A 12,346-nucleotide genomic window follows, 5' to 3' on the forward strand; every position below is an offset into this window, starting at 1 on the left:
TTCACTCATTCTTTGAGGTCTGAGTCCTCTTCGTCCTCGGCCTGCAGGATCGCCATTCCGCGCTCCACATTGAGGGCAGTTTTGACGCCGGCCAGCGCGATTCCCAACTCTACCAGCGTGATCGCGACCGCCGGTTGAAGTCCAACGACGACGGTCTTCGCGTTTAGTATCCGCGACATCGCCGATATGGTCCCGATCATTCTGCCGATGAAAGAATCGACGATTTCCAGCGCCGACAGATCGAGCAACACTCCGCGCGCTCCGGTCTTCTCAATCAGCGAGGTGAGATCTTCCTGGAGCCGCAGCGCAATTCGGTCGTCCATCTCGATCTGGATAGTGACGAGCAGGAAGGTCCCCATCCTGAGTATCGGAATTCGTTCCATGATTACCGCTTATTCTCGTTGATGCGGGAAACGATGAATCCGGTACGCTTCAGCGCGAGCGCGAGCGCGTCGGCCAGCGTGGCCCGGGTGGTGATGCCCTCCAGATCGACGCCCAGATGCACGATCGTCTGCGCGATTTGCGGGCGGATCCCGCTGATGATGCAATCGGCGCCCATCATGCGAATTGCCGCGACGGTCTTCATCAGGTGCTGCGCGGTGAGCGTATCGACGGTCGGCACCCCGGTAATGTCGATAACCGTCATCTCCGACCCGGTTTCGACGATTCGTTGGAGCAGCGTTTCCATCACCACCTGCGTGCGGGCGCTGTCGAGCGTGCCGATCATCGGCAGGGCGAGGATGCCATCCCACATCTTGACTACAGGCGTGGACAGTTCGAGGAGTTCCTCCTGCTGGCGCGTGATCACTTCTTCGCGCGCCTGCTGGAAGAACTTCACCGTATGCAGTCCGAGTTTGTCGATTAGCTCAGTCGCCGCCCAGAGTTCATCAGCGAGCGCCTGAGGATCTTTGCTGAGCTCTTTGCGGAGCCGATCGAACAGCGGCTTCTTGAATGAAAAAATGAAGGCCGCAGTCTGGTCGGAAGAGAATCCCTGGATCGCGCGCGAACGCGAGATCCCGCTGAGGAAGTCTTTAACCCGCGACCACTGGTCGCCATCGACCTCGTGGATTCCGGCGCTCGCCGCTGCGGCGTCCATCAAGGTTAGAAATTCGTTGGCCTGCGCCGACAACTCCTCTTCAGTGATCCTGCGATCGTTGCGGACTCCATCGACGAGGGTTCGGGTCCATTCTTTGAGCAAGTCGGCGCGATACTTCTTCAGTATCGCCGCGGTGCGCAGAGGAGCAGCCATTGAGAGACCCCGCTATCCATTGTGAGTGAGATGAGAATCAGTCCGGACAATCAGGCTTGCATAACCGTGAAGGCGTTCGCAACTCCGCGATGACCGCGCCGGGATTTCCCCCTGACAGGCCGTTAGCGGAAGATTTGACGGTCCAGTTCCGTTGGGACTGGTGGCGCTCTCAGGCTGTGAGCATCGAATCGAAGCCCTTCCAGAAGAATCGCACCATCGTTCGCGCCTCGGCGACGAATTCCTGCTCGCGCCCAGTCCCGGTGACGAAACGATCGATCATCCGATGACCGCCCTCGCCGTGCTGCTTGTCGGCCTCATGATGCACGGACAGAAAGCGCGTGTGTTCGGGCTTCAGATTGTAGTGACGCTCGAGGCCCTCCTGGATCATCTTGTAGGCGGGAACCTCGACTTCCTCGCACAGGCCGATCGAGCCGACGAATTGCGGCTTCAGATGAATGATCCGATACATGCAGGCATTGAACGCGCGCGCCTCCTCCGAGCCGACCGAATTAACCAGTTGCTCGCGCGGCAAGCCGAGGCCGCCCTCCCACAACTCGAACAGCAGCTCCGTGTGCCCCGCGGAATGGCTATAAAGCCCGAGCGCTTCTTCGGCGAATCCTTTGGCAGATCCGCGTGCGACCTTTTTGTCGATCTCATACATCTTTAGGTAAGCGACAGCCGAAATAGGCGCCGAATCGCGCACGGTCATCTCATAATGCTGCAGCGGATAACCCTTGAGCTGCTCGCGCGTGGCTTTGCCTTCATGAACGAGCTTGACGTACGGATGCTGATCGAGCCGATACTCGTCGACGATCCTCGCGATCTCGGCGTGAAATGCTGCCTTGTCCATCGCGTCACCTCACTCAAAGGATTCGCCCCGACATTAGCGCTCGGCAGCGTGCATACTCAAACGACACTTTCCGTTCGAAATCGGCAATCATCCGTTGCATCGCGCCGGCGCGCGACCCAAGATGCCCGCCATGCGCAAAGCCTATCAGGTAATTGTCACCATCACTGCCGCCGTGCTGCTCGGCTCGTGCTCGCTGACGCCCCAGCAGCGCGCGCAGAAAATGGATCCGATGCTGGCCGCGGCCGGTTTCAAACAATATCCCGCCGATACTCCGCAGAAGTCGCAGACCCTCAAGAATCTTCCTCCGCTGAAGTTGACGCACTACACCGGCAAGGATGGAACACTGCGCTACTGGGTCTCGGACCCTTATGAATGCCAGTGCATGTACGTCGGCACCCAAGGTGCGTACCAACGCTACGAGGCCATCCGAATACAGAACCGGATGGTCGAAGAGGAGCAGGAAGCTGCTCAAGAAAACATGGAGGCCAGCGAAGACATGATGATGATGCCTCCGTACGGCTTCGGCCCCGGCTTCGAGTTCGGCTACTGAGTCGGTCAGCGCAATAGAGTCGTCGAAGGCTAGACGATTAGCTTCAGGAGATCCTTGACGATGTCGCCGACGGGCATCACCGTCGCGAGCAACGGCAGCGCCGGGATGATCGCGGGCAGCGCCAGCGCGACGAAGTCGCTCGGCTCGAGCGGGAATACTCTCATCTTCCGCACCAGGTCGAAGCTGTTGCCCATGTCGGCCAGCGACTGGATATCGCTGGTGCCGAGCACCGATTCCTCGGCCGCACCGTGCTCGCCGAGCGAGGTCCACTTTTGCTCGAACAATTGCGTGTAGCGCTCCGCCAGCACGCCGTACTTGAGCATCCCCTGGTACTTCAGACGAAAGAGCCGCGGTGTGAATATCAACAACGGCCCCGCGAAAATAATCAGTGAGATTACGAGCAACGCCACGTACACGATTGCGAATGATTCAAGCTTTGCGCCCGCGAAGATGACGCGGCTCGCGATCGCGCCGGATACTACGGTGCTCAGCGCAAACGTGATCGTGCCAAATGGAATCAGGCTCTTGCCGAGAAAGCCCAGCCCTCCCGCCGAATCCGGATGCGCCGCCGAAAGTCTCAGATCAAGCCGTGAAACCTTGATTAGAAACAATGTCCAGTTAAGCATCCTGTATATCCAACGCAGGATCAGAAACTGGAAAACCGGCAGCGCCACGAGTACGTACCAATAACCCGCGAGTGAGAGACGACCGGTGTCGGGCGAGTACCATGTACTGCCTTGCTGAAGCTGCCCGCCGGTGAAATTCAGATACGTCATGATATAGGCGAGCGAGACCACGACCAGCTCGGCGATGCGAGAATCGCGGATTCGCACCGAATCGACAAGTATTTCACCGAAACGCTCGCGCTCGGAATCGCGGATAAGTCCCGCGTTCAGGAAATGCTTGACCATCTCGCGCAGCCGAAATCCCACCGGAATCTCGGCGAGCATGAGCATCGGCACCGCCAGCAAAAAGCGCGTTTGTGCCGCGATGTCCTTAAGGAATGGAATTTTCGCTCCGCCGAGAACAAGCCCTTGCGCGGCCGACAAAATCAACAAAGGTACCCAGCACAAAGTAGCCAGTACGATCGCCGCTCGATCCGACGCGACGCCCAGCTCCGGATTTAGCAAGCGCAGACGGCGTAGAATCGCGGCGCCGGGACCGCCCTCGGTAAACAGAGACTCCAGCGGTTCTTCACGATTACTCATTATTCAGCAGCAATACTCAGTTCAGATCGATGCCGCGGCCTCCAGCCGTCCGGCGCGCACGGCAACGGTCAACGCTTCGTGATCGTGATCGGTCTGCGTCGAGTACTCCATCGCGAAATGCGCGATCGCCTCGTCAAAGACGCCGCTCTTGCCGATGTATCCGGCAATGACCGCCGGATCCGCGGTCCGGGCATGGGCTCGCGCCAGCACCCGTCCGCAGAGCTTCGCGTAGTAGCGAAGCGTGTTCCGGTCCATTGTCTCCATCACGATCGACATCTTCATGTCGCGCAACTGGCGCGCGTAGAAGTCGCGTTTGCGATACTTGCCGTGCGCCCAGCCGAGCAGCATATCGCCCGCAGCCTGCATGCATCGCTGGCCGACTACGACCCGCTCGCCATGATTCTTGTAAATGCTCTTTCCGGCAAAAGGTTCCAGCACGGATGCGTTGGCTTCTTTGATCTGCAGGAACAGCGGGTCGTTGTCAGACGCCATCAAAAGCGCGATCGCACAAAACGTCCCGACGCTGCCGACGCCGACCACCTTCATCGCGATATCAACCAGTTTATAGCGCTCGAGTATCGCCTGGTACTGAGGCGCGAGCGACGCCATATACTCATAGTGCGCAGCAGTCGCCGACTTGTGATGGTCATGATCGTCCTGGTCAGGCAGATGGAAAATCAGCGGCGGGTTATCCTTGATCCTGGGCCGCTTGCCGCTGCGCGCGGCAAGCTTGGGAAAGTCATGCTCGACTACACTGCGCGCGCGTTCCTTGGCGATCCGCTCGCGCCATCTCTTTTGCCAGCTTGGATCGGGAAGGCCCGCGATCACGTCTTCAACATCGACGTGGTCGTACCAGACATCCAGAACCCGCATCCGCGAATAGCGAAACATCGATTTGCGATACGATCGTACTGCGGATTCGGCGGCTGCGTGCGCGTCGGCGCGATTCAGATCGATATACTTACCGGCGACCGCGAAACTTGCCGCGAGCCGCTTCAGATCCCATTCCCAAGGCGCCGGGAGCGTTTCGTCGAAGTCATTGATGTCGAAGATCAGCTTGCGCTCGGGCGTGGCAAAGGCGCCGAAGTTCATCAGGTGGCAATCGCCGCAGGCCTGAACACGAATTCCGCTTTTCGGCGTGCGCGACAGATCGGCAGCCATGACCGCCGCCGAGCCGCGCAGAAACGCGAACGACGAAGTGAGCATCCGCGCCGTTCGGATCGGCACCAACTCAGGCAGGCGTTGCGCGTTTGACTTGACGAGTATTTCGACCGGATCGGAGCGTCTCTGGGTCGGCGTCCATCCGGCGTGTTTCTCGCGCGGAACCTTCTCGCGCAGCCGCTTGCCCGCCTCCCAGCGCTCCTCCCAAGCAACATATTGGTCCGCGTATCGGTCGGGAGCTTTGCGTGCTTTCGAATTACCGTTGTTGATCGGCATTGACATGTGTCACTTCAGCCTCGAATGCAGGCGATAGGCGCGCGTATCTCCTGCATTACTGAAATGATCAATACGCCGTCAACGAGTAGCGATCCTCATTTGAAAGGCACCAAGCATAAGGTCGCGTCGCATCCTTCGAATCAGGCGACCTTGATAGTCACTTCGATATTGCCACGCGTGGCCTTGGAATAGGGGCAGATCTGATGCGCCTCGTCGACGATGCTCTGGGCGATATCGCGTTCCAGCCCTGGCATGCTCACGTTCAGGCGGGCCTGGAGCGAATATCCGCCGTTCAGGCACAGATCGACTTCGGCATCGATAGCAGTCTCGGATGGAAGCTTGATTTTCTTCTGGTGCGCCACGAGTCCCATCGCGCTGATGAAACATGCCGACCATCCGGCGGCGAAGAGTTGCTCAGGATTGGTGCCAGTTCCGGGCAGGCCCGGAACTGAGAGTCTAACCTCGAGCCGGCCATCGGAAGTGCGCGATGAGCCACCGTCGCGGCCCCCGATGGTGTGAGCTTTCGCCGTGTATTGTACTTTCTTGATTTCCGGCATTACTTATTCCTTCTGGAATTACCATTTACCAATATGCGCTCCGCCATCGACATGGAGTATTTCACCGGTCACTCGACGCGCCTCGGTGAGGTAAATAACCGCATCGACGATGTCCTCGACGTCCGATACCTGACCTGAAGGCGAGAGCGACTTCATGGCTTCGAGTTCGTCCTGATGCATGGGAGTATTGACTACTCCCGGCGCGACAGCATTCACGCGAATCGCATCCTTCGCGTATTCCATCGCGAGACTACGCGTGACGGCTTCGAGCCCGCCCTTCGTGATCATCGGAATCGAGGCGTTCACACCCGCGATCGGATGCTCGGCGAGAGTCGCAGTGATAGTGACGACGCTGCCGCCCGACTTCTGCGCCAGCATCTGACTAATCGCGAGTTGAGTGAGGTAAATGAAACCTTCAAGGTTTGTTGAGGAGAGCGCTTTGAAGTCATCGGCGGTGTAACTGGTGAACGGCTTGACGAAGAATATTCCGGCGTTGTTGACGAGCGCGTCGATCGATCCAAATTGGTTGATTGCGACTTCGGCGATTCTGTGGGCAATCGCGCTGCTGCCAATGTCGCCGTCAACCAACGCAAGTTTCTCTGACGATGCGAATGCGCCGGACTGGGTGATATTTCGCGACGTGGCAACGACAGAGTAGCCGCGCTCCACGAAAGTCCTCACACAACCAGCGCCGATTCCTTGCGAAGCACCGGTTACGATTGCCGTCTTGCCCTGACTCATAATCAACTGCCGTCCTCGGATGTCCGATTCCCGGGTGGCTCGCTCGTCGTGTGCGACTCAGATGCGCGCGGACGATCGGAGGTTACACCCGATGCATTTGCGCGGTCGTAACCTTTTGGGCCAGGCGGCTATCGAACAGTCGTGGCAACCCAACTTATGAATAGTTCCACACGCCTGGAAGAACCGCAGATGGCCGCAATCCGCGAAGAATTCCCCGCCGGGATCGGTACGCTTCTCGGCCTCACCTTGATTCGCGAGGGAGTCGGGCGCGCCACGGTCGAATTCGAAGCCGGCGCGCGCCATTCGAATCCGATGGGAACGCTTCACGGCGGCGTGCTGTGCGATATCGCGGATGCCGCGATGGGTATCGCTTACAGCAGCACGCTTGCCGCTGGCGAGACGTTCACGACCATCGAGTTGAAAATCAATTTCTTCCGCCCGGTCTGGAATGCGAAGCTCCGCGCCGAAGCGCGCATGGTTCGCGGCGGCAAAACTATCGGCCTGGTCGAATGCAACGTTTTGAACGACAAGAACGAACTCGTCGCGCGCGCCTCGAGCACCTGCATGACGCTGCGCGGGCGCCGCGCCGAAGGACGCGGACTCCGCCGGGAAATTAGTGCCAAGGCCCGATAGCAATACGTTCGCGAAACTACTTACTTGATCATCTCGACGCCGCCGGTCACGAGCGCGAAGAGCGTCGCGCCATTCCTGGTCGTGACGGTGTGCACGCATCCGTCGGGCCGGTAGTTGACGTTGCCGGCCAGCACTTCGCCTGATTCGTCGGAGTTCGAGCCTTCGATTACGAATATCAACTCGTTGCCCAGATGCTTATGACGCGGCAGTTGCGCTCCCGGCTCGAAGCGCACCAGGGCAGCGCGCCGTTTGGTCTCCTTGTCAAGCCAGAGAGGCTTTTGCCTCACTCCCGGGATCGCTTCGACCCATGCGATTTCAGCCGGGTTGATATTTTGCGATGGCGGCGCGCCTGCCGCATCGCTGGTTGGCTCGACGCCTCCGGTAAGAATCGCCAATGCCGTCGCCCCGTTGCGGCTGCCGACGCTGTGAACGCATCCGTTGGGCCGATAGCCAACGCATCCCGCCGCAGTGGTGCCGTGCTCGTCGCTGATCGCTCCCTCGATTACATAGATCAGCTCATCGCCGACATGACGATGCATCGGGAGCGCCGCGCCGGGCTCGAAGCGAATAATCTGCGCACGCCGTTTCGTCGCAGCATCAGTCCATAGCAACTTGACCTTGGCCCCCGGCGCAAGCGGACTCCATTCGACCTCATTCACACGAAATATCTGCGACGCTATATCAGCCACGATTTCGACCTCCGGCGCGAATCTCAAGACGCCCCACTATGGCAATAAAGCCACTCCTTGTCGCGGTTTGCGGCCCTTGCGATTCAGCGCAGTCGCGATAGTGTTGCCCGCGTGACTCGGCGCGTACTGATGGCTGAGAACCTTTGCTGGAGGCCGTGATGGATTTCAATTTCAGCGAAGAGGATGAAGCGTTTCGGCGCGAGTTCAGGAGTTGGCTCGAGAGCAATATTCCGCGCGATTGGCGGGATGACAGTGAGCTTGCCGATCCCGACACCAAGACGGAATTCGAGCGGCGCCGCGCGTGGCATCGCAAGCTCTATGACGCCGGCTGGATGTGCATTCACTGGCCGAAGGAATATGGCGGGCGCGGCGCGACTCTCGTTCAGCAGTTCATCTATCACCAGGAAATCGACCGCGCGAAGGCGCCGCCCACGGTCAACTTTCAAGGCATCGCGCGCGTCGGTCCGACGCTCATGCAGTGGGGCACGCCCGAGCAGAAGAAGCGCTATATCCCGCGGATTCCGTCAGCCGAGGAAATCTGGTGCCAGGGATTGTCGGAGCCGAATCACGGCTCCGATCTTGCCGCGGTCGAGACGCGCGCCGAGGACATGGGCGATCACTTCGTCGTCAACGGCTCGAAGGTGTGGACCTCCAACGCGCATCACGCCGACTTTTCGACATTGCTCTGCCGTACCGATTCGAGTCTGCCCAAGCATAAGGGCCTTAGCTACCTGTTGGTTGACATGAAGACTCCCGGAGTCACGGTGCGGCCGCTGGTGCAGATCACGGGCGAGCGCGGCTTCAACCAGGTGTTCTTCGAAGACGTCGTGGTATCGAAGTCCAACCTGGTGGGCGAGAAGAACCAGGGCTGGATGGTCGCGATGACCAACATGATGTTCGAGCGCACCATTCACGGCGGCCGCTCCGAGATGATGGTCGAAGTGCGCCAGCTTGCGAGCCTCGCGAGGAAGGTGAATCGCGGCGGCCGTCCGGCTTCGGACGACAAGTATGTAAAGCAGAAGCTCGCGGCGTTTGCGTGCGAGGCCGAGGCGCTCAAGTACACGAGCCTGCGTCAGCTCACCCGGCAATTGAAGGGGCTGCCGCCGGGTCCCGAAGGATCGATTCTCAAGCTTGGCACGACAGACCTGAATCTGCGTATTCAATCGTTCGCAATGGAACTGCTCGGACCATATAGTCAGTTGGAATATCAGGCCGCCGGTTCCATCGATCGTGGCAAGTGGTCACATCGGATGCTCGCGGCGCGGCGCGGCACGATCGCGGCCGGCACCAACGAGATCCAGCACAACATAATCGGGGAACGAGTCCTCAAACTTCCTAAAGGATCTTAATATGACGACCAAATCAAAACTCAGTCTGGCCGCGATCGCCTCGGCGATCTGTCTAATCGCATTCGCGACCGCTTCGCCAGCATGGGCCGCCGATTCCAAGGCCGAGATCGAAGCGCTCGAACATAAATGCGCCCAGGCGACGAGCGTCGATGAGCTAATGAATTGCTACGAGCCCAGCGACGATGTCGTCGTCTATGATATCGGCACGCCGCGCGAGTTCGATGGACGAAAAGCCGTGCGCGGCGACTTCCAGGGGTTCTTCGATACGATAAAGAATCCGAAGGTCGAGTTCGTTTCGATGCACGTCGTATCGGACGGCAAGATGGCGATGGCCAACAGCATTCAGCATTTCACCGGCACCGGCAAAGACGGCAAACCCATCGATATGACATTTCGCGTGACCGACGTCTGGCAGAAGCAGAAAGGCCAGTGGAAAATGATCCACTCGCATGTGTCCTTTCCCACGGACATGGCCACCGGCAAGGCCGACATGCAGTCGAAGATGTAAAGCAGAAGTCCGCGACCTGAACGCTCCCGATCTCTTCGAAGACCCTTTCCATCCTGGGCCTGCCAGCCTGGTATAGCTCGGAAATCCTCGCCAGAGGTTTTCGCGGGTTTGCGTATCGTCGCGCCCACGCAGCTCAATATGTACCTGTATACTGGTTATGCTCTATTAATCGTTTTCAGTGGTATTAAAGGTTAAGATTCGCTATATCCTCCTAAACGGCAATAAAGCCATCGCTGGAGGATTTAAGAATGTTAGGAATGCTCGCGCTCATCAGTGCGCTGCTGAACCCAGGAGCGCCAATTAGCCTCGGTTTGCTGCAGTACGGACAGGTAAACTTGGCCTACGTGCCGGGCGGCTTCTCGGCACCGGACGACTACCCGCCGAGTCCCTGCGTCATGAATGTCATTGTCTTCGATGGTCGCGGCAACGCGGTCAAGAATCAGACGATCTCGCTCACGCCCGGACAGACCGGCGTCCTGAAGTTCACCCGGAGTGACCTCGCTAGTGGTGGCAGTTTGGGAATCTTCACTGAGCAGGGGCAAGTCGAGAACACCTGCGACCCAAGCAACGATTCTTGCGACTTCACGCTGTGCAACATCACGCAATCAGTCGAAATTGTTGACACGCTGACAGGCGTCACTCGCGCTCTGGACACCCCTTCGATCAACGCCCCCGATTTTGACCAGGAATAAATCCTCTTCGAAAACGTTTCGCCCGATAGCATTTCCGTCGTTCAGAAAATGAGGTCAAAAAAATGTCAGCAATCCAGATATTCGTATTTGTGAGCAGCTTGATCGGTCTCGGCTTAGGTCAGACCGCCCAGGTGAATGTGACGTTCTCGCCATTGAATATACCGCCTACCGCGACCTGCCACGCGGAGGTCGATTTCTTCGATGTCAACGGCAACCTGATCAAGATCAAGACACTGGCACTCTCGCCCGGCCAATCCGCGCAGGTGACGTTGTCACGGCTTGAACTGGCGGGCCTGCTCGCTCCTGCGCATCCTTTGTTCTGGGCGCAGGCAGGCTTGGATGCGTGTACCGGCGACAAAAACTGCAATATCAAGTTCTGCGCACAAAGCATGAGCGCGTCAGGCCAGGAAGCTGACGCCTTCGGCAGTGCCGATCTGCTCCTGCCCAATCAACTCGAATTCCTCTCAAACGACTAAAACCGCAACTCGTAGGAAGGCCCGGGCATCTGCCGGGCCTTCTTCATTGAATCGTCTTCGTTTACGATAACTGGCAATCCGGCGTAGAAACGATCGGATCAACGATCGTGAGTCAGATCATGAGCGGAAAGCTTCGCGAACTTGGGGGCACATTCTTCTCGATTGGCGAGACGCACTTCACGCACGGCAGGGGCTAGCCCGCGGGCGGATTTGAAATGACCACAGCGAGAAAAACCGGATTCGTGTTCGATGAGACCTACATGTGGCACGATTCGGGCGGCGGCACGTACCCGCTCCAGCCGAGCGCCGGTTTCGAGAATCCCGAGACCAAGCGCCGTTTCCATAATCTGCTCGCCGCGACGCGAGTGCTCGATCGGCTCCATGCGATCAGGCCGGCTCCCGCAACTGAGGAAGACCTCCTGCGGTTCCACACCCGCGATTACATCGAGCGTATCCGGCAGATGTCAGCGGCTCATGGCGGCGACGCTGGCGAGCTGACTCCCTTTGGCACCGGCAGCTTTGAGATCGCGGCGCTTTCGACCGGCGGCGTGATTGCAGCGATCGCCGAAGTGGTACGAGGCGCGGTCGACAATGCCTATGCACTGGTGCGGCCTCCCGGTCATCACGCCGAGCCTTCACGCGGACGCGGCTATTGTATCTTCGGCAATATCGCCGTCGCCGTGATGTATGCTCGCGCCATACTGGGTTTGAATCGAATCGCGATCGTGGACTGGGATGTTCATCACGGCAACGGCACGCAGATGGCCTTCTACGAGAATCCCGACGTGCTCACGATCTCGATTCATCAGGACAATCTTTATCCCACCGGAAGCGGCGCGATGTCGGAGAATGGCGCGGGTCGCGGCGAGGGTCTGAATCTCAATGTTCCGCTGCCGCCGGGTTCGGGCATCGGCGCGTACACCGCGGTCTTCGAACGCGTGCTGGTCCCGGCGCTTTACTACTTCAAGCCTGAATTGATCGTCGTAGCGAGCGGCCTCGATGCGAACGCCTACGATCCGCTCGGACGCATGATGCTGAGCAGCGAATGCTATCGCGCGTTGACCAGGATGCTGCTCGATAGCGCGTCGGATCTTTGCCGCGGCCGTTTGGTACTCGCACATGAGGGAGGCTACTCCGAATCCTACGTGCCGTTTTGCGGGCTTGCGATCGTGGAGGAGCTTTCCGCAATCCGCACCGAAGTCGCCGATCCATTTCTCGAGCTGACGACAAGTCGCGGCTACCAGGAATTGCAGCCGCATCAGGAAGCCGTCATCGAGCAAGCGCGCGAGCTCCTCGGGCGAATCCCTTAAAACTGACCGATAGGGCTCGATAAGTACCGCTGTTGTGCTGGCGCAGGCGCACTGATTCTTGTTATGAGAAACACAGCGAATAAACGCCACAAAATTA

General features: G+C 58.7%; 15 protein-coding genes. 7 read left to right on the top strand and 8 right to left on the bottom strand.

Translation table 11 applies throughout. The annotated features are described in order from the left end of the window. Positions 1-5: 5 nt before the first annotated feature. The 3 genes from VMA09_05025 to VMA09_05035 form a co-directional block, all read right to left on the bottom strand. Positions 6-383: an STAS domain-containing protein gene (locus VMA09_05025; protein ID HUA32945.1), complete on the bottom strand. Its 378-nt coding sequence runs from the start codon at positions 381-383 to the stop codon at positions 6-8. Between the two features lie 2 nt (positions 384-385). Continuing rightward, positions 386-1,249 (bottom strand): STAS domain-containing protein, encoded by an 864-nt coding sequence (locus tag VMA09_05030; GenBank protein ID HUA32946.1) that lies wholly within the window; start codon positions 1,247-1,249, stop codon positions 386-388. Between the two features lie 169 nt (positions 1,250-1,418). Further along, positions 1,419-2,099, bottom strand: a complete 681-nt coding sequence (locus VMA09_05035; GenBank protein HUA32947.1) for an iron-containing redox enzyme family protein — start codon at positions 2,097-2,099, stop codon at positions 1,419-1,421. Positions 2,100-2,229: 130 nt separating this feature from the next. On the opposite strand from VMA09_05035, the gene VMA09_05040 reads away from it, so the two are divergent. After that, the gene (locus VMA09_05040) at positions 2,230-2,649 is read left to right on the top strand and encodes a hypothetical protein (GenBank protein ID HUA32948.1); all 420 of its coding nucleotides are present in this window, start codon (positions 2,230-2,232) and stop codon (positions 2,647-2,649) included. Positions 2,650-2,678: 29 nt separating this feature from the next. Here the strand turns inward: VMA09_05040 and VMA09_05045 are convergent, their stop codons facing one another. From VMA09_05045 to VMA09_05060, 4 genes are all read right to left on the bottom strand, one after another. Next, positions 2,679-3,857 carry a hypothetical protein gene (locus VMA09_05045; GenBank protein HUA32949.1) on the bottom strand — a complete coding sequence of 393 codons (1,179 nt, stop codon included), beginning with the start codon at positions 3,855-3,857 and terminating at the stop codon, positions 2,679-2,681. A 21-nt stretch (positions 3,858-3,878) separates the two neighbouring features. Continuing rightward, positions 3,879-5,294: a DUF2252 domain-containing protein gene (locus VMA09_05050; protein ID HUA32950.1), complete on the bottom strand. Its 1,416-nt coding sequence runs from the start codon at positions 5,292-5,294 to the stop codon at positions 3,879-3,881. Between the two features lie 140 nt (positions 5,295-5,434). Then, on the bottom strand, positions 5,435-5,851 hold the full coding sequence (locus VMA09_05055; protein ID HUA32951.1) for an organic hydroperoxide resistance protein: 417 nt from the start codon (positions 5,849-5,851) through the stop codon (positions 5,435-5,437). An 18-nt stretch (positions 5,852-5,869) separates the two neighbouring features. After that, positions 5,870-6,592 carry an SDR family oxidoreductase gene (locus VMA09_05060; GenBank protein ID HUA32952.1) on the bottom strand — a complete coding sequence of 241 codons (723 nt, stop codon included), beginning with the start codon at positions 6,590-6,592 and terminating at the stop codon, positions 5,870-5,872. 189 nt (positions 6,593-6,781) lie between these two features. On the opposite strand from VMA09_05060, the gene VMA09_05065 reads away from it, so the two are divergent. Next, on the top strand, positions 6,782-7,225 hold the full coding sequence (locus VMA09_05065) for a PaaI family thioesterase (GenBank protein HUA32953.1): 444 nt from the start codon (positions 6,782-6,784) through the stop codon (positions 7,223-7,225). A gap of 20 nt (positions 7,226-7,245) precedes the next feature. Here the strand turns inward: VMA09_05065 and VMA09_05070 are convergent, their stop codons facing one another. Then, entirely contained in the window at positions 7,246-7,914 is a 669-nt protein-coding gene (locus VMA09_05070) for a cupin domain-containing protein (GenBank protein ID HUA32954.1), read from the bottom strand. A 158-nt stretch (positions 7,915-8,072) separates the two neighbouring features. Here VMA09_05070 and VMA09_05075 point away from each other — a divergent pair, with 158 nt between their 5' ends. From VMA09_05075 to VMA09_05095, 5 genes are all read left to right on the top strand, one after another. After that, positions 8,073-9,263, top strand: a complete 1,191-nt coding sequence (locus VMA09_05075) for an acyl-CoA dehydrogenase family protein (GenBank protein HUA32955.1) — start codon at positions 8,073-8,075, stop codon at positions 9,261-9,263. A gap of 1 nt (position 9,264) precedes the next feature. After that, entirely contained in the window at positions 9,265-9,771 is a 507-nt protein-coding gene (locus tag VMA09_05080) for a nuclear transport factor 2 family protein (protein HUA32956.1), read from the top strand. 248 nt (positions 9,772-10,019) lie between these two features. Then, positions 10,020-10,463, top strand: coding sequence for a hypothetical protein (locus VMA09_05085; protein HUA32957.1), 444 nt, complete (start codon positions 10,020-10,022; stop codon positions 10,461-10,463). Positions 10,464-10,525: 62 nt separating this feature from the next. Further along, the gene (locus VMA09_05090) at positions 10,526-10,939 is read left to right on the top strand and encodes a hypothetical protein (protein ID HUA32958.1); all 414 of its coding nucleotides are present in this window, start codon (positions 10,526-10,528) and stop codon (positions 10,937-10,939) included. A 215-nt stretch (positions 10,940-11,154) separates the two neighbouring features. Further along, entirely contained in the window at positions 11,155-12,249 is a 1,095-nt protein-coding gene (locus VMA09_05095; GenBank protein HUA32959.1) for a class II histone deacetylase, read from the top strand. Positions 12,250-12,346: the final 97 nt, after the last annotated feature.

It is taken from the genome of Candidatus Binataceae bacterium (assembly GCA_035508495.1).
Taxonomy (GTDB): domain Bacteria; phylum Desulfobacterota; class Binatia; order Binatales; family Binataceae; genus JASHPB01.

Bases quoted from the DNA above. Each gene is read 5' to 3' on its own strand.
- VMA09_05040 (HUA32948.1), top strand. From the start codon at position 2,230: ATGCGCAAAGCCTATCAGGTAATTGTCACCATCACTGCCGCCGTGCTG.
- VMA09_05065 (HUA32953.1), top strand. From the start codon at position 6,782: ATGGCCGCAATCCGCGAAGAATTCCCCGCCGGGATCGGTACGCTTCTC.
- VMA09_05025 (HUA32945.1), bottom strand. From the start codon at position 383: ATGGAACGAATTCCGATACTCAGGATGGGGACCTTCCTGCTCGTCACT.
- VMA09_05085 (HUA32957.1), top strand. From the start codon at position 10,020: ATGTTAGGAATGCTCGCGCTCATCAGTGCGCTGCTGAACCCAGGAGCG.
- VMA09_05050 (HUA32950.1), bottom strand. From the start codon at position 5,294: ATGCCGATCAACAACGGTAATTCGAAAGCACGCAAAGCTCCCGACCGA.
- VMA09_05095 (HUA32959.1), top strand. From the start codon at position 11,155: ATGACCACAGCGAGAAAAACCGGATTCGTGTTCGATGAGACCTACATG.
- VMA09_05090 (HUA32958.1), top strand. From the start codon at position 10,526: ATGTCAGCAATCCAGATATTCGTATTTGTGAGCAGCTTGATCGGTCTC.
- VMA09_05045 (HUA32949.1), bottom strand. From the start codon at position 3,857: ATGAGTAATCGTGAAGAACCGCTGGAGTCTCTGTTTACCGAGGGCGGT.
- VMA09_05030 (HUA32946.1), bottom strand. From the start codon at position 1,249: ATGGCTGCTCCTCTGCGCACCGCGGCGATACTGAAGAAGTATCGCGCC.
- VMA09_05075 (HUA32955.1), top strand. From the start codon at position 8,073: ATGGATTTCAATTTCAGCGAAGAGGATGAAGCGTTTCGGCGCGAGTTC.
- VMA09_05080 (HUA32956.1), top strand. From the start codon at position 9,265: ATGACGACCAAATCAAAACTCAGTCTGGCCGCGATCGCCTCGGCGATC.
- VMA09_05060 (HUA32952.1), bottom strand. From the start codon at position 6,592: ATGAGTCAGGGCAAGACGGCAATCGTAACCGGTGCTTCGCAAGGAATC.
- VMA09_05035 (HUA32947.1), bottom strand. From the start codon at position 2,099: ATGGACAAGGCAGCATTTCACGCCGAGATCGCGAGGATCGTCGACGAG.
- VMA09_05055 (HUA32951.1), bottom strand. From the start codon at position 5,851: ATGCCGGAAATCAAGAAAGTACAATACACGGCGAAAGCTCACACCATC.